Annotated in this window: 11 protein-coding genes and 1 other RNA gene; 2 read left to right on the forward strand and 10 right to left on the reverse strand. The window is 60.7% G+C overall.

Annotated elements, in window-relative coordinates; translation table 11 throughout:
* Window positions 1-35: 35 nt before the first annotated feature.
* Window positions 36-614: a hypothetical protein gene (locus tag GO988_RS20525; RefSeq protein ID WP_157569125.1), complete on the reverse strand. Its 579-nt coding sequence runs from the start codon at window positions 612-614 to the stop codon at window positions 36-38.
* Between the two features lie 113 nt (window positions 615-727).
* On the opposite strand from GO988_RS20525, the gene GO988_RS20530 reads away from it, so the two are divergent.
* A complete protein-coding gene (locus tag GO988_RS20530; protein WP_157569127.1) occupies window positions 728-1,729 on the forward strand; it encodes an acyl-CoA synthetase family protein in 1,002 nt (333 codons plus the stop codon).
* A 121-nt stretch (window positions 1,730-1,850) separates the two neighbouring features.
* Here GO988_RS20530 and GO988_RS20535 read toward each other — a convergent pair whose 3' ends face one another.
* The 6 genes from GO988_RS20535 to GO988_RS20560 all read right to left on the reverse strand — a co-directional run bounded on the left by GO988_RS20535 (window position 1,851) and on the right by GO988_RS20560 (window position 6,831).
* On the reverse strand, window positions 1,851-3,020 hold the full coding sequence (locus GO988_RS20535; RefSeq protein ID WP_317164942.1) for a sigma-54-dependent transcriptional regulator: 1,170 nt from the start codon (window positions 3,018-3,020) through the stop codon (window positions 1,851-1,853).
* A gap of 146 nt (window positions 3,021-3,166) precedes the next feature.
* Window positions 3,167-3,565: RNase P RNA component class A (gene rnpB / locus GO988_RS20540), an RNA gene on the reverse strand.
* 15 nt (window positions 3,566-3,580) lie between these two features.
* Entirely contained in the window at window positions 3,581-3,940 is a 360-nt protein-coding gene (locus tag GO988_RS20545) for a cupin domain-containing protein (protein ID WP_157569129.1), read from the reverse strand.
* A gap of 142 nt (window positions 3,941-4,082) precedes the next feature.
* Window positions 4,083-5,006, reverse strand: a complete 924-nt coding sequence (locus GO988_RS20550; RefSeq protein ID WP_157569130.1) for a metallophosphoesterase — start codon at window positions 5,004-5,006, stop codon at window positions 4,083-4,085.
* A 10-nt stretch (window positions 5,007-5,016) separates the two neighbouring features.
* Window positions 5,017-5,451, reverse strand: coding sequence for a hypothetical protein (locus GO988_RS20555; RefSeq protein ID WP_157569132.1), 435 nt, complete (start codon window positions 5,449-5,451; stop codon window positions 5,017-5,019).
* Window positions 5,452-5,643: 192 nt separating this feature from the next.
* The gene (locus GO988_RS20560) at window positions 5,644-6,831 is read right to left on the reverse strand and encodes a Smr/MutS family protein (RefSeq protein WP_157569134.1); all 1,188 of its coding nucleotides are present in this window, start codon (window positions 6,829-6,831) and stop codon (window positions 5,644-5,646) included.
* A gap of 247 nt (window positions 6,832-7,078) precedes the next feature.
* Between GO988_RS20560 and GO988_RS20565 the strand changes: the two genes are divergently transcribed.
* A complete protein-coding gene (locus GO988_RS20565; RefSeq protein ID WP_157569136.1) occupies window positions 7,079-9,991 on the forward strand; it encodes a DUF4961 domain-containing protein in 2,913 nt (970 codons plus the stop codon).
* Window positions 9,992-10,317: 326 nt separating this feature from the next.
* Here GO988_RS20565 and GO988_RS20570 read toward each other — a convergent pair whose 3' ends face one another.
* From GO988_RS20570 to GO988_RS20580, 3 genes are all read right to left on the reverse strand, one after another.
* A complete protein-coding gene (locus GO988_RS20570; RefSeq protein WP_157569138.1) occupies window positions 10,318-11,436 on the reverse strand; it encodes a T9SS type A sorting domain-containing protein in 1,119 nt (372 codons plus the stop codon).
* Window positions 11,437-11,593: 157 nt separating this feature from the next.
* Entirely contained in the window at window positions 11,594-13,336 is a 1,743-nt protein-coding gene (locus tag GO988_RS20575) for a glycosyl hydrolase 53 family protein (RefSeq protein WP_157569140.1), read from the reverse strand.
* Between the two features lie 144 nt (window positions 13,337-13,480).
* On the reverse strand, window positions 13,481-16,072 hold the full coding sequence (locus GO988_RS20580; RefSeq protein ID WP_157569142.1) for a glycoside hydrolase family 5 protein: 2,592 nt from the start codon (window positions 16,070-16,072) through the stop codon (window positions 13,481-13,483).
* Between the last annotated feature and the right edge of the window lie 80 nt (window positions 16,073-16,152).

The following is a 16,152-nucleotide window of genomic DNA, read 5'->3' on the forward strand; positions in this document are numbered from 1 at the left end:
TTCCCTACCCCCACTTTTTAAATTGACCGCTTGGCCTAGCGCGGTTTGATAACGATGCTGTCGGTGGTAATGACATTGCTGACGTGCAGCGCGCGGTCGGCAATGCTGACGCGGAACCGGACGGTTTGGCCCGCGGTGAACACGTCGCCGTAGCCGAAGTTGATGTTGCGCGTGAGCGTACCCTTAATAGGAGCGCTTTTGTTGTCGGTCAGGCTGGTGATGCGGTCGAAGGTGCCGTAGTAGCCGCCGCGCACGTACGCCGTATTGCCCGCCAGGCTGTCGATGGTTGCCAGCGATTGGTACTTGTTGCCTACTTTCAGGAGTGGCTCGATGAAGTAGTTCTTGCTAAAACGGCTCGGAAACGTATACTGCGGCAGCTTTTGGTCGGCCGCACTCAGGCCCAGGTCGCCGTCGCCGTCCTGGTAGCGAATGGTAATCAAGACCGAATCAACGGGCTGGCCGCCCGAAACTTTCGGCGCCACCCGAATCGGATTGATACTCGCAAACTCAATAACGGGCGTCGACGAGTACGTCGGCTCGCTCAGGCAACTGCTCAAGCCACTGGCCAGCAGGCCCAGGCCACCCATTGTTAGTGTAAGTCGAAACAGATTCATAACCAAGATTTAAGGATGCTACCCCCGCCGATAGCCGAAGCCGAAGATACGCCAGCACACAACGTTGTGCCCCCTCCGGTTGTTGTGAACCCTGCTAACCCTTGTGGCACCCTATGAGTTTCCGCGCCGATTACCTCCACTCCCTACCCCTCGTCACGGCGGCCACGGCCGATGCCGCGGCCCTGCGCCTGTTTCAGTACCAAGCCGTGGCCTGCCCACCCTATACCGCTTATTTGGCGGCGCTCGGCTGCCAGCCGGCCCGTGTGGCGCGGGCCGTGGACATTCCGTTTCTACCCATCGAGTTTTTCAAAACCCACGAAGTCCGCACCGACCCCGGCGAGTGGCAGCCGCAGGAGGTATTTCGCAGCAGCGGCACCACCATGCAGCAGCGCAGCCGCCACCTTGTGCGCGACCCAGCGCTGTACCGTGCCAACGCGGCGGCCATCTTTGAAACGGCATACGGGCCGCTGACCGACTGGATTTTCTTGGCCCTGCTACCCTCTTATTTGGAGCAAGGTGAGTCGTCGCTGGTAGCGATGGTGGCCGATTTTGCCCAGCGCTCGGGGCAAGCGCAGCCAGCATTTTTCCTGCGCGACCACGCCGGGCTGGTGCAAGCCCTGGGCGAAGCCAAAGCCCAGGCTGGCCGCCGCGTCATGCTCTTTGGCGTTACGTACGCGCTGCTCGACCTCGCCGCCGAATACGGGGGTAGGGCTGAATTACAAGGCATTACCATCCTCGAAACCGGCGGCATGAAAGGTCGCCGCCGCGAAATGATTCGCGAAGAATTGCACCAAGAATTGCAGCAAGCCTTCGGCCCGGCGCCCATTCACTCGGAGTATGGCATGACCGAGCTGCTGAGCCAGGCATACTCGCCGGGTGAGGGACTATTTTACTGCCCGCCGCAGCTGCGCGTGCTGCTGCGCGACCCTGCCGACCCGTTTTCGGTAGCCGAAAACCGGGCCGACGGTGCCATCAACGTCATCGACCTAGCCAACGTCGATAGCTGCGCTTTTATCGAAACCAAGGACCTCGCCCGCATGCACCCCGACGGCTCGTTTGAGGTGCTGGGGCGCATGGATAACTCCGATATTCGGGGATGCAGCCAACTGGTGTAGTTGCTAAATTATTCTCCTTGCTCATACTATCCTAACCCTACCCCTACTTGTCATTGCCGCGCTTCGCTCGCAATAACAAGTAGGGGTAGGGCTCGCAAGAATAACAGGGAGTAGGGAAAATCTATTTGCCCGCAAACGCCTTGGCGTCAGCTTCTTCAATCGTGGCGTCGCTCATGATTACCAGGCGCTCGACCACGTTGCGCAACTCGCGGATGTTGCCGCGCCAGTCGAGGCCTTGGAGGTATTTGAGCGCGTCAGTCGAAATTTTCTTGGGCTTGTTGCCGTAGTCGGCGGCAATGTCCTGCAGAAACTTCTGCACCAGCTCGGGGATGTCCTCGCGGCGCTCATTCAGCGAGGGCACCTGAATGAGAATTACCGATAGGCGGTGGTACAAGTCTTCGCGGAAATTTTTGTCGGCGATTTCCTGCAGCAGGTTTTTATTAGTAGCGGCCAGCACACGCACATTTACCGAAATCTCCTTTTCGCCACCCACGCGGGTTATTTTATTTTCCTGCAAGGCGCGCAGCACCTTGGCCTGGGCCGAAAGGCTCATATCGCCAATCTCATCCAAGAAAAGCGTGCCGCCGTCGGCCTGCTCAAACTTGCCGATACGCTGCTTCACAGCCGAAGTGAACGAGCCCTTTTCGTGGCCAAAAAGCTCGCTTTCAATCAACTCTGAAGGAATAGCGGCGCAGTTTACTTCTACCAGCGGGCCATTGGCGCGCGGGCTGAGTTGGTGCAGCTGCCGCGCCACCATTTCCTTGCCCGCGCCGTTGGGGCCGGTGATGAGCACGCGCGCATCGGTGGGGGCCACTTTTTCGATGGCTTTGCGCACCGCGCCCAGCGTGGTGGAAGCGCCAATCATGTCGGAGCCGGTTTTGCCGGCAGTGGCCAGCTTCTTCTTAAGTGTCTTGGTTTCGGTTACCAACTTGCTGCGGTCGAGGGCATTGCGCACCGTCACGAGCAGGCGATTGAGGTCGGGCGGCTTGGGCAAGAAGTCGAAGGCGCCTTTCTTGGTGGCGTCCACGGCCGTTTCGATGTTGCCGTGCGCCGATACCATAATGAAGGCCGCATCGGGCGCCAGGGTGCGGGCGCGCTCCAGCACTTCGAGGCCATCCATTTTGGGCATTTTAATATCGCAGAGTACCACATCGTACTTCTGCTGAATCAATAAATCCAGCCCCGCCGGGCCGTCTTCCGCCTGGTCCACGGTGTAATCTTCAAACTCCAGAATTTCCTTGAGCGTGTTGCGAATGGATTTTTCGTCGTCAATAATGAGAATGCGGGGCACGGTGGGGGAGGTATAAGTAAAAAAAGTAGGGAGTAAGAGTTGGCCACTGCGCGAGAAAAGAAGCCTTAACTTCTAATTCACAGTTTTTCAGCTCATAATTCAACTAAAAACGGCTGCCCTCGCCAAAACGAAAGCAGCCGCCTAAATTAAGCAATGAGCCGATAAGCCGGGTTCTGTCTGCCCCCGAGTTTCCTCCGAAGCAGCCCCACCATTTATCTAGGCCCGCCGTCGCCGACGGGCTCTAGCAACCTACCCGCGAACCCGAGCGGGCCGCCCGGTGCCAGCTGCCCGAAGGCCGCCAACGTGTTCGCTTATTTGGTTTTGCAACCCCTGAGGTTTACCCAGCCGGCGTAGTCACCTAGCCGCTGGTGCGCTCTTACCGCACCTTTTCACCCTTACCCTTGCGGGCGGTTATTCTCTGTGGCACTGGCTGTCCTGGCCCGATTGGCCAGTCCTTCCCGTTAGGAAGCAGGGTGCCCTGCGTTGCCCGGACTTTCCTCCCCGCCCGCATTTGCGTTGGGCGCGGCGGTGGGGTGGCTCACTGCGGGGGCAAAGGTACGCTACGCGGGGGGTAGGGCCGCGGGCAGAAAATCTTGGCGCAGCGGGCTAAACGAATCGAGCAGCGCACCGGCCTGCCGGGCCACCACGCCGTGCGGCACGTTGGGCGCGGCATAAAACGAGTCGCCGGTGCGCAGCACCCGCATGTCATCGCCCACAGTCACCTCAAACTCCCCGTACTCCACGTACGAAATCTGGCTGTGTACGTGCTGGTGCAGCGCGCCCACCGCGCCGGCTTCAAACGCTACTTTCACCAGCAGCAGGTCGTCGTTGTAGGCCACCAGGGTGCGGCGCACACCGGGGCTGGTTTCTTCCCAGCGAAGGTCAGCGGCGGGGGAAAAGGCGGGCGTGGAATAGGTCATGATTGATTGTTACTTGTTTAATTAAGAACGTCATGCTGAGCTGGTCGAGGCATCTCGCTCGCATCGTCTGGGTTCGTTCAATGGTGCGAGCGAGATGCTTCGACCAGCTCAGCATGACGTTCTTTTTTGTGAACGGCGATTGCTACGAAACCCACACCAATTTATCAGCGCTGAGCGTGGTTTCACCGTCCCAGCGGTAGCCGATGAGCTGGCCGCCGCGGGCCACGCTGTAATCGAGGCACACGGCGTGGGGCTGCAAGATGCGGGGCTCGCCGCGTAGCCAGTAATGGCCAAAAAAGACGGGCTTTTCCTCCTGATAATACCACGGGTCGAGGTTGGCCAAATCGACGGGTTGGCCGCGCAGTTCGGGTAGGTCTTCGAGAAAATATTCGTGGTAGGCGGCCGCCGTGGCAGGGCTTTGCCACCAGCGCACGCGGGTGCGGGTGCGGTGGTGGCCATCTTTATCGGCGAAGGAGAGGCCGCCCGGCAGCCGCACTTCGCGGCCTTTAAGCGTGACTTCAACGGCCGCAAACTCGGGGCTGCCGCGCCGGCAGGCGCGCAGCAAAAAGTCGGGCGTGAGGCACAAGTTGGGCAATTCGCGGCGCAGGTACTCGACGTGCCGGGGCTCCCAGCAGGCGTGCACCGCCCGCAGGCCGGGCAGCTCCAGCAGCAGGGGTAGGGTACGGAACCAGGCCAGGTAATCTAGCCATTCGGCAAACAGCTTCTCTGTTCGAAATTCCTTGATGGTTTCGATATGCTGCAAGATGTGCACCGGTTTGTGCGGCCGCAAGTGCCCGCCGTCTGGGTGAAATTGCCAAAAAGCCAGCGCGTTATATTCGTGGTTGCCCAAGATGGCTAAGGCCGCCCCGCCCTCGACCATGCCGCGCACTAGCTGCAAGGTCTCACGGATTTTGGGGCCGCGGTCCACGTAATCGCCCAAAAAAATGACCTGCCTACCCCCCGCGTGGCGCGGCACCCCGGCCGCATCGGGCCGGTAGCCGAGGTGGTGCAGTAGGGCCCGCAACTCGTCGGCGTGGCCGTGAATGTCGCCAATAAGGTCGTACATAAGCAGCAGATTAGGAGGATTTTTCCTCCTCAGTCGGTGGGTATTGCGAAAGCATAAGGCCCGCGCCCAACTCGCCCACGAGCCGAACTAACTCGGGCGGAAAGAAATCAATTTGTGCCCCGACCTTGAACATGCGGGTAGTAATGCCAAAATCAAACAGAAACTGGCTATCCGCTAAGTCGGCCGCGGCGGTGGCCAGGCGCCGCAACGCCGGGTGGTTCAGCTTGATAAAATCCAGCGTATCCGTTACCTGCTGCTTAAAATCTGCAAACGGAGCCTCGCTGGCCGCTACCTGAAAGCCGGAAGTCATAAAAACGCCTCTTTCGGGCTGGTGCGCGGCTCGCAGCTGCCCTTGGCGGTACAAGCCATAAATGGCCAAATCCAGGCTAGCGGCTATCGCATCAAGGTCGCAGTTGGGCGCGCTGAATCTTATAATACAAGGCATTAACTAAGCGGGAATTAGCAGACAACTACTGGAGCTGTTTGAGAAGTGTTACAACCATAAATTAGCACGTCCTGCTTATCTGATGTCCGCCTGCCGTAGCGTCTCTACCGCATCTAGTTAATGAGGCGAGCTGCTTCGGCAAACAAACGCCAGATGAGCAGGACGTGCTAGTAACATTTTAAAACAGCTTCACTACTTCAGCCGGACCAGCGTGGCGCCGTAGCCAAATTTCTCTTTCTGAGCATCTTCGAAGAACTTGATGTCCTTGTTGCGGCTCAGCTGGCGGTGAATTTCCTTGCGCAGCGTGCCATTGCCGGCGCCGTGGATGAAGATGATTTCGTGCATGTTGGTGGCCAGTGCGCGGCTCAGGGCATCCTCAAACGCGTCGAGCTGCTGGCGCAGCATGGCGGTGTTGCTCAGGCCCTCAGCACCCTCGGGGCGCAGGGCTTCGATGTGCAGGTCGAATTCGTGGGGCGGTGCCACCAGGGCCTCGGCCGGCTTGGGGGGGGTAGGGGCAATGGCGGCCGGCACGGTTAGGGGCTTGTCGCCGCCCAGGGCTTGCTGCAACACGTTGGCCTGCTTGGAGTCGAGCACCGGCGGGGGAGTAGCCGCAGCTTCAATTGCTGCTTCAGCGGCGGCCAGTTTCTCGGGGTTGAGGGCGGGCGCGGGCTTCTCGTCGAGCTGAAACAAGTACGCCTCCTTGCCAATAACCGGCGCCGGGCGGCGGCTGGTGTAAAATGTGGTCGCCTTAAACGACTGCCGCTTGGTGAGCAGGTCGTAGGCCGCGTCGCCGTTTAGCTTGAAGTTCAACAACTGAAATACCACGGCGGGCCACTGCTCAAAATCTTTGAGGTGCAGATGAGCCAGGGCAGCGCTGGCCGCTTTGGCTTTCAACTTGTCGGCGGCCAAGGCGCGATACTTGCCCTGGCGCTCCTCGCCGTAGGTGAATACCACTTCTACTTCCGTATTGTTGAGCAGGTGCAGGGCCAGCAACTCGGGCGCTTGGTGCACCAAGGCCAGGTACAGGCCTTTGGCGGCCGGTGGCGGGGGAGTAGCCGCCGCCGGCTTTGGGGGCATAGCGGCGCTGGGGCCGGCGGGCTGGGGCCGGCCCGCAGGGGTAGGGGCAACTGGACGGGCAGCCTTAGACTGGCCGCCCTGGGGCTTGTTCTTTTTGCTGCCGGTGGCCGGGCGGCTGGGCTCGGGCGCGGCGCGGCGGAAGGCTTGGCCTTCTTCGGCGGCTACGGGCACAAGCTCGCGCAGCAGCACCGGAATGGTAAAGTCGTTGTCAATGGCTACTTCTACGAGCTCGCTGTCGAGCACGCGGGTAATAATGCCTTCTTCGGTGCCCGTAAGCAGCCGTACTCTATCTCCTACGTTCATAAAACACGATTTTTGTCAATGCTACACAGTACGCGAAGCGGGCAATAAAGGTAAGCGGGGGGGCGGGTAGGCACCCGGCCGACCCGCGCAACGCCGGTTTTAGCAGCGCAAACGTTTGGGGAACCTCCCGGTGAAATACAAGTGAAAACGCTGAAACTGGCTTTATTCCAGTTGTATCTTAGCCGAACACTAGGTTAACCAGGCACTAGCCGGCACCCGGTAGTATTTCTCTTTCCCCACCCACTTTATGAAAAAACCTCAACTCTGCGGGCGTTTGCTCCTGGCTCTAATCCTGTTGCTGCTGGGCGGAGCCCCAGCGGCCTGGGCCCAGGTTACGACCAATCCGGCGGTTTTTACGGATGCTACGTCCGTGACCCTCACCTACGATGCTACCCAGGGCAATGCGGCGCTGAAGGATTTTGCCGGCGACGTGTACATCTGGACGGGGGTAGTTACGAGTGGCCCTACCGGCACGGGCTGGACCTACGTTAAGAGCCCCACTTTCGGCCAGGCCGACCCGGCGGCGAAGATGACGCGCAGCACCACCAACCCTAACCTGTACACCATCACCTTCGTGCCCCGCACGTTTTATGGGGTGCCCAGCGGCACGCCTATTTACCGCCTGGGCATGATATTTAAGGACGCAGCGGGCACTACGGTGGGCCGCAGCGCCACCGGCGGCGACATTTTTGTGGACGTGGCCCAGGACGCCTTTAACCTGCGCTTTACGAGCCCAAGCGGCACACCGCCCTACTTTTTTGCCCTGAACACGGCCACGAACGTGACCGTGACGACGAGCACGCCGGCCACCATCACCTTGTTTCTCAACGGCACGCAGGTGGCGCAGCAAGCCAACGTGACGACCCTCACGGCGCCCATCACGCTGACCTCGACCACCGCCGGCACGCTAAGCGCCACGGCCACGAGCGGCGGCAGCACGGCTACTATTCAGGCGGCAGTGCAAGGCTACGCGGCCCCGGCCGTTAGTGCTTTGCCGGCCGGCGCCAAGCCCGACGGCATTACCTATATCAATAACGGCACCTCGGCTATCCTTACCCTCACGGCGCCGCGCAAGCAGTTTGTGTACGTGGTGGGCGATTTTAACAACTGGCAGCCCACCGCCGCCAGCTACATGAGCCGCACCACGGCCAGCAGCCCCAGCACCCTGAGCGACCCCGCCTCGGCCACTGATGCTACCGCCGGCCGCTGGTGGGTGCAGGTTGATGGCCTTGTGCCGGGCCAGGAGTACGCCTACCAGTTTCTGGTGGATGGCCAGCTGCGCGTGGCTGACCCATATTGCGAGAAGATTCTGGATTCCGAAAACGACCAGTATATCAACACCGCGGCCTACACGGTATATCCGAATTTGAAGGCCTACCCCACCGGCAAGACCACGGGCCTCGTGTCGGTGCTGTCGCCGGGCGAGGCCGCCTACACCTGGAAGACGACCAGCTTCCAGCGCCCGGCCCGCACCAACATGGTTATTTACGAGCTGCTGGTGCGCGATTTTGTGGCGCGCCACGACTACCGCACCGTGCGCGACTCGCTGAACTACTTGCAGCGCTTGGGCATAAACACGCTGGAATTGATGCCCGTCAACGAGTTTGATGGCAACGAGAACTGGGGTTATAGCCCGTCGTTTTACTTCGCTCCCGATAAATACTACGGTACCAAAAACGACCTGAAGGCGCTGGTGGACGAATGCCACCGCCGCGGCATTGCCGTGGTGCTCGATATGGTCCTCAACCACTCGACCGGCAACAGCCCGATGGTGCAGCTCTACGGCAACGTAACGACCGGCCCCACGGCCGACAATCCGTGGTTTAATACCGCCGCCCCGCACCCCTACAGCGTGTACAACGACCTCAACCACGAGAGCCCCTACACGCGTTACTTCTCCAAAAACGTCATCAAATTCTGGTTGCAGGAGTACCACATCGATGGTTATCGCTTTGACCTCGCCGGTGGTTTCAGCCAGGTAACCAAAACGGAGGGCACCTACGAAGACTACGACCAGTCGCGCGTAAACATTTGGCAGGACTACTACAACGCGCAGATGAGCGTGGATAATACGTCCTACCCCATCCTGGAGTTCTTCCCCCACCAGGTAAGCGCCACCAACCCTACTGATGAAGGCAAGGTGCTGTCGGCGGCCGGCATGATGTTCTGGGGCAACCAGAACCCGGCCTACACGCAAGCCGCCATGGGCTACGCCACCAACCCGAGCTGGGACCTGAGCGGTGGCTACTACGGCACCACCGGGGGGGGTAGGGGCCTAAGCCAGCCCAACTTCATCGCCTACATGGAAAGCCACGACGAGGAGCGGATGCAGTTTAAGAACATCACTTACGGCAACGCCAACGGCAGCTACTCGACCAAAGACCCCGCTACGGGCCTCAAACGCGACGAGCTGGCCGCGGCGCTGTTCTTCACCCAGCCCGGCCCGCGCCTAATGTGGCAGTTTGGCGAAGTAGGCTACGACATCAGCATCGACCAGAATGGCCGCACCGGCAACAAGCCGATTCTGTGGGACTACTACAAGGACGCCAACCGCCGCCACCTCTACGATACCTACCGCGCCCTCATCACGCTGAAGCAGCAGCCGGTATTTGCCGCGCCTACTTCCTATACCCAGAACCTGGGCGGCGCCGTCAAGACTATCAGCATTGCCAACGCCGACTTGAGCGTGGTATCGGTGGGTAACTTCGACGTGGTGGCCAGCACGGCTACCGTTACCTTCCCGCAAACGGGCGTGTGGTACAACTACCTCACGGGGCAGCAGTTGAGCGTGACTACGGCCGCTACGTCCATGACCTTGCAGCCCGGCCAGTACGCCGTATACACGAGCCGCCGGATTAGCGTGCCTGCCGGCACTACCCTCGCCACCCGCCAGCAGACGGAGGCCGTGTTCAAGCTAAACCTGGCGCCTAACCCGGCTACCGGCACTACCACCATTGCCTACGAGCTGCCTACTGCCGCCACGGCCACCATCGCGGTGCAAAACCTGCTCGGCCAAACTGTGCGCCAGCTCGCCCCCGCCCGCCAGGCGGCCGGTGCGCAGGCCCAGACGCTGCCTTTGCAAGGCCTCGCCGCCGGCGTGTACCTGGTGAAGCTCCAGGCTGGCGACCAAGCACAAACGACGCGCTTGCTGGTTCAATAATCGCCGCTTGCTCTTAGTATTATCCGCTCCGGGTGGCGGGTCGAAGCAAAGCTTCGGCCTGCCACCCGGAGTTTTTTTGGTGTCTAGTGCCTCCCTACCCCCTGCTTTGGCAGGCAGCTTGCTGGGCGGGCTTTGGGATAGGGAGAGCGGCTTGCCTTCGCGTGAGTCAATAATCGACTATCCAACGGCGGCCGTTAGCGCTGCGCCCTGCACTGGTAAAGCACGCTGCCTGTAGGCTGGGCCAGCCTAGAGGGGGTAGGGAAGCCGCAATAAAAAAGGGAGCCCAGCAACGGGCTCCCTTTTAAGAAGTTAAAAGCGGCAGACAGCTATTCAATAACCACTTTCTGGCTGGTGTGCTGGTCGGCTACGTCGAGCTTCACCACATATATGCCCGCGGCTAGGCCAGCCAGGGCGTACGACTGCGGCCCGGCCTGGTCGGCAGCGAGCGAGCGCACGCGGCGGCCGGTGTTGTCGAAGATATTTAGGGCCACGCTCTGCTTGCCCTGTGGCACTGTGTATACTACCTCAGCGGCCGTGCCGGGATTAGGATACACGCTGAAAGCTAGCGCAGTAGCGGCCTCGCTGCGCGTACCGAGTACGCCCGTGCCCAGCACAAAGCTTACCGTTTGCGTGCCCGCAATGGTCGTGAAGTCAGGGTCGGCACCGAGGGCAGTGGTGCGGTTCGCAATCTGCGGAATCACGTCGGTGGTGAAGATGCCGTCCGAGTCGGTGTAGGCGCCAAACACGTCGATGCGGCTGCCGGCGGCTACCGCAGTAGTCGTGCTGCTGAGGGCCGACAGCGGGATGGAGATTTCCAGTCCATTATTAGCCGTATTGGCACTGATGGAAGCCGAGTTCTTATAAGCCAGCATCAAGCCGGGCAGGTCGGCGAGGGTGGCAGTGTAGACGGCGCCGGTTTTGCTACCCTGGCCCAAGTAGGTGTCGGTGCCTGCCGGCACGGCTGCGCCGCTGGCCGTAGTGCCCGACACGTACGATACACGGCTGAAATACACGTCGGTAGCCGCGTTGCCCGTGCCACCCAGCGACAGACGGAAGCCGTAGTCGACCTCCATATCCATGGTGGGCTTGTGCTTGAGCGGCGACTGCGGGTCGGCGCCGCCCGATAGCTTGGTGCCGCGGGCCACGCCGGTGCGGCCGGGCGTGTTCAAGTACACTACCAGCGACTTGTAGGTGGTGCCGCTGGCCTCGATGGCACCTACCAGCATGATGTTAAGGGTAGTAGCGCTGTAGCCGACGTACATGCTCTGCAAGCCCCGGTCGGCGTCGGAGTGCGTGTTGGTGTAAGAGCCGGCCAACTGGTATTTGCCGACGCCAGTGCCGATTTCGGCTGCCGATAAGGTGCCATCAACGGTTATTTGCGCCTGCGCCCCGAGCGAGGCAAAAATCAAGGCACCAGCAGTAAGCAGGGGTAAAATATTCTTCATAAGAAGAGAAGTTAGGTGGGAAATGTGTGCGAGCAAATGTAAGAACCAATTCGATTTTTGGTTATAAAATTTACCGATATTCTGCAACTATTTCGGCCACCTAACACTCATTGAGGAGTTAATTATCAGCTGATTGGCCTAGCATACGCAATCGGGGCTACCATTTAGTGAACCGCAGAGCCGAGCGGGTGCCGCCGCAGTCGATGCGCACCAGGTAACTGCCGGTTGGCAAGGTGCTGGCAACGGGGAGCGCTAGCTCGTGTCGGCCGGCCGTTTGGGCTGGTAAATCGGCCAATACTTGCACCAACTGGCCAGTAAGCGAGTACAGCTCAACGCGCACCGGCGACGCGCTGCCCAAGGTGTAGGCGAGCGTGGCGGGCCCAGTGCCAGGGTTTGGGAAAAGCTGCGTGGCCAGGGCAGCCGCGGCTGGCGTAGTGGCCAGCGCAGTGCTCACCAGCTCCACATCGTCGAGGTTGCAATAATTGCCCGCGGCACCCACCGAGCGCAGGCCGATTTCGCATTGCCCGTTGGCCACTACAATGCCGGGCACGCTCACTTGCGTCCAGGTGCCGGTGGGTACGGCCAGCGTGCGCTCGGCAGTGCCCGAGCGGCCGTAGAGCTGGCAGGTAGTTTGGCCGCCGCCACTCTGCACCCAGGCGCGCAGCGTGTAGGTGCCATTAGGCAAATTACTGATAACCTGCGAAGTAGTGACCTGGTAGGCCGTGGCCTTGTAATGCGTGAACTGAAACTGACCAACTTGGCCGGGGCGTCCGCCGGGCTCGGTTTTGTCGGCATCGGCGTCAGCGGTGCTGGTAGTCGTCCAGCCCAGCGGGTTTTGGGTAGCCGCAGTGTACTCGAAGCCGGGGTTGTTGACCAGCGGCGGCACGAAGGGCAAATAGCCATCGAGGCCCGCGGTGGCGCGGTTGTTGGCGCCCCAGGCGCCTTTGGTATAGCCATTCCAGTTATATGACTCAGGCTCCCAGTACACTACGCCCAAACCCTTGCCGCCCGGCACGGCCTGGGTTTTGGCAATGAGGTCGAGCAGCATTTGGCGGGTAGCGATGGGAATGTAGTTATCGAGGCCGACTTCCACCACCATCACTTCCTTGCCGGGGTAGCGGCTCACAAGGTCGTTCATGTTGGCCTGGGCTTGCGCCGTGAAGGTGGGCCAGGTGTCGCCGTCGGGGTAGAGCGAGAGGCCCATCACGTCCCAGCGCGCGCCGTTGGCCTGCAAGCCATCGAAGTAGTAGCGGAAAGCGCCGTTGTTCTGGCCGTTGGCAAAATGCGCAATAACTTTAGTGGTGGGGCTCACGGCCTTCACGGCCGCATAGCCTTGGTCAACAAACTGCGCAAAGTTGCCGAAGCCATTCACCGTGAGGCGGCCTTCGGGCCAGAGCATGCCGTCGTTGGTTTCGTTGCCGACCTGCACCCACTCGGGCGTGATGCCGTTGGCTTTCAAACTAGTAAGCACCGAAAAAGTGTGGTCGTACACCGCCTGCTTGAGTTGGGCCACGGTATAGCTTTGCCAGGCGGCGGGCTTGGTCTGCTTGCCAGGGTCGGCAAAGTCGTCGCTGTAATGAAAGTCGATGAGCAGGCGCTGCCCCAGCGCCTGCGCGCGTTTGGCCTTGGCCAGCACATCGGCGGGGCCGTTGTAGCCACCGGCGGGGTTCACCCACACGCGCAACCGAATAGTATTCAGGCCATAGTCGGCTTGCAGCAGCTGAAACAAGTCTTGCTGGGCCCCAACCTTGTTGTAAAACTTGTAGCCGGCCGCCTCCATCTCGGTTACCCAGCTGATATCGGCCCCCTTGGCGAAGGCGGGGGTAGTAGTTTGGGCCACGGCGGGCCACCAACTGGCCAGCAGCAAAAGCGTGGCCACAAGTCGGGTAGAAATTGACATAAAAAGGGCGGGAAAAGTGAGAAAAAATAGGGGTACTTGACTCGATTCAAATGAAAAACTATCCAGAACGCCATACTGAACGCCGGGAAGCATGGCGTTCTGAATAGTCTCGACAAATAAAACGAGGGTAGAAAAAGCTAAAAATTATTGTAGCGTAACCGACTCTACGTCAACTCGCAGCTGCTCGGTTAGGCTAGTGGGCGCGTCCAGCACTACTTGCAGTACTTCCACGTCGGCGAGGCGCAGGGCCGGCCGGTTGGTCGGGCTGTAAGTGAGGGGTAGGAAGCCGGGGTAGGGCCGCGGACTCAGTAGCAGCGGGGCCGGCTGCAAGGCGCTCAGCGGCACGTGTACCTCGCTGACATTCGCAGTGAGCGGCACGGTAGCGGCGTAGGCCACCGCGTCGCGAGTCACGAGCACCACGCGCAGCTGCGTGGCCGCAACTTGGTTGGTTTGGCCTTTGATAACCAGCTCTTTGAAAGAAGCAAGGTCGGCGGCGCGGCCGGCTGTTTTTAGTCCCAGGTAAGTGCGCAGGCTGGCCGCCGGGCCAGTAGCAGGAGCCGCCGGCGCGGCCGGGTTGGCTTTGGGCGGTGCCACTACCAGGCGCAGCGCCGGGGCGCCAGCCGCCGTAGTCGGGTAGTCGATGTAAGCACCCTGGCTGATGCCCTGCGCCTCCACGCTGCCGCGGTCGGTAGCGGCCACGAAGAGGGGTAGGGGCGCGGTGGTGGGCACCAGCGGCACCTCCCAATGGGCCGCGTCGTAGTAGTCCCAATCGGCGGGGCTACCGGCCTGGCTACCGGGAAACGTGCGCGCCGGTTGGCCGGCTTTTTTCACCACCACCCAATAGCGCAGTAGGCCAGGGTAGGTGAGAGCCGTAGGCACGGTAGCTGCCACGGTAGTAGTGCCGGTGCGCTGCATGGGCAAGGTGCGCGTAGGCCCGTAGTAGTGCCGCGCCACCAGCAAAACGCTGTCCGCGGGCCCTACCCCGGCCACCGTGGCTGAGATAACAAGCGGTTGCCCGGCCGACGCTTGTGCCACTGGCTGGTGCCGCACGTGGGCCGGCAGCGCCGTGGCGGGCGGCGCTACAAATTCGCCCAGCCGGATGGCGCCCATCGGCGATTGGGCGGTGTAGGCGGCACTGTTTTGGCCGGCGCGGGTGAGCAGGTAGGCACCTGGCCGCACTGTGAGGCGGCCGCCGCTGGCCTGCGCCTGGGCGGTGTTGCCGTCGTTGAGGCCTTTGAGGGCGAAGCTCGGGCCGAGGTCGGCCAGGGCGATGGTCAGCGGCTGGTCGGCCCAGGAAATCTGCGTCACCGGTTTTTTCAGCGAGGGCGTCTCAAACGGGTCGCGGATGAGCACGGCGTCGGGCATTACTTCCAGCCGCCACACGCCGGGCGCTAGTTGGTCGAGGAAGTACGCGCCGCTGCCGCCGTACTGCACTACCCCCGATGACCCTACCCCCCCCACGTGGCGCAAGGCGGCCGGTTTTACCGGTTTATCGATTGTGTTGGCGGAATAATAAAATTCGGTTGGTGCATTCCACTGGCTTAGCTGCCGGCGGTAGCTCACCAGCGCCGCCCCAAATACCGAGTCGGCCGGGTAGCGGCCAAACGATTGCCCGCGCTTCACTTCGTGAAATACCTTGCTGGCTATCAGCGTGCTTACGGCTTTAGCCGGGGTGTAGGCCAGGTTGAGGTAGTGCGTTTGGTACTCCGTATTGTAGGCCGCAATAGCCAGTGGGTCGTAAGCAAACTGCGTAGCCCACTGGAAGCCCGCCTCGCGCAAGCTCTTGGCCACAAAAGGGTACATGATGGGTTGCAGCACGTCGGCCGATTCAAACTCATACACCATTTTGGCGCGGCGCTCGAAGCGGGCGTCGCCCTTGTAGGGCAGCGGGTACTGGTCTACATAAGGCAGGAAATTGCCCTTCAACTCGTGCCTCGCCACCAAGCCCTCGGGGTACCACTGAAAGGTGAGGCCCTGCACGTTGGCATCCAGAATGGCGTCATGCACCGTAGGACTCTCGGCGATGTTATAAAAAATTGGTTTCTGGTAGGCGGTAGCGCGCATAGCGGCCACCAGGCGGTTGGCAAATTCCTTTACCGGAGCCAGCGGCAGGTGGTAGTGCGGCTCGTTGCAGACCTCGAAGGCGATGATGTCGGGGTCTTGGCGGTTGAGCAGGCCCGTGTACTGGTTGCGGTGGTTGAGGAACTGGCCGAGGTAGTTTTCCTGCGCCTTAATGGCCCGCGGATTGGTGTAGGCTACCCCCTTGTCGTAGATGCTGGAAAAGCCGGGCCCCGTATTCTTGGGCTCGGGGTAGGCATTGCCCCAGTAGGCGATGGGGGTCAGAATAATCTTGATGCCCCGCGCTTTAAGTTTGGAAATTAGGTAGTCAAGCAAGCGCAGATGCTCGTTCTGCTGCAAGTTGCCGAGCGTGTCGGTGATTTCAATATCCCACACGTGCAACCGAAAAGCATCGACGCCCATGCGGCTCAAGTGGTACACATCTTGGTCGATGCCCTGCTCGTGGCTGGTGCCCACGGCCGCCGTAGCCCGGTACGAGTAAGCAAACGGCGCCGTGTAATTGACGCCAAAAAGGGCTACTTCGCGCTTGGTTTTCTGCCAGCGCAGCACGCCTTTGGCATCCACAAATACGTCGCCCTGCGGCGGGGGGGTAGGGGCCTGGGCGCCGGCCGACAAAGCCAGTAGCCCGGAGATAAATAGTAGTAAGAAGCGAGGCATAAAGCGAACAGTAAGGGCAGATAACTAGGGATAAAAAGAACGTCATGCTGCGCCTGGCGCAGCATGACGTTCTTTTTATC

It is taken from the genome of Hymenobacter ginkgonis (genome assembly GCF_009755225.1).
Taxonomy (GTDB): Bacteria; Bacteroidota; Bacteroidia; order Cytophagales; family Hymenobacteraceae; genus Hymenobacter; species Hymenobacter ginkgonis.

Coding starts and splice junctions, on each gene's coding strand:
- GO988_RS20525 (WP_157569125.1), bottom strand. CDS start 614: ATGAATCTGTTTCGACTTACACTAACAATGGGTGGCCTGGGCCTGCTG.
- GO988_RS20530 (WP_157569127.1), top strand. CDS start 728: ATGAGTTTCCGCGCCGATTACCTCCACTCCCTACCCCTCGTCACGGCG.
- GO988_RS20545 (WP_157569129.1), bottom strand. CDS start 3,940: ATGACCTATTCCACGCCCGCCTTTTCCCCCGCCGCTGACCTTCGCTGG.
- GO988_RS20550 (WP_157569130.1), bottom strand. CDS start 5,006: ATGTACGACCTTATTGGCGACATTCACGGCCACGCCGACGAGTTGCGG.
- GO988_RS20555 (WP_157569132.1), bottom strand. CDS start 5,451: ATGCCTTGTATTATAAGATTCAGCGCGCCCAACTGCGACCTTGATGCG.
- GO988_RS20560 (WP_157569134.1), bottom strand. CDS start 6,831: ATGAACGTAGGAGATAGAGTACGGCTGCTTACGGGCACCGAAGAAGGC.
- GO988_RS20565 (WP_157569136.1), top strand. CDS start 7,079: ATGAAAAAACCTCAACTCTGCGGGCGTTTGCTCCTGGCTCTAATCCTG.
- GO988_RS20570 (WP_157569138.1), bottom strand. CDS start 11,436: ATGAAGAATATTTTACCCCTGCTTACTGCTGGTGCCTTGATTTTTGCC.
- GO988_RS20575 (WP_157569140.1), bottom strand. CDS start 13,336: ATGTCAATTTCTACCCGACTTGTGGCCACGCTTTTGCTGCTGGCCAGT.
- GO988_RS20580 (WP_157569142.1), bottom strand. CDS start 16,072: ATGCCTCGCTTCTTACTACTATTTATCTCCGGGCTACTGGCTTTGTCG.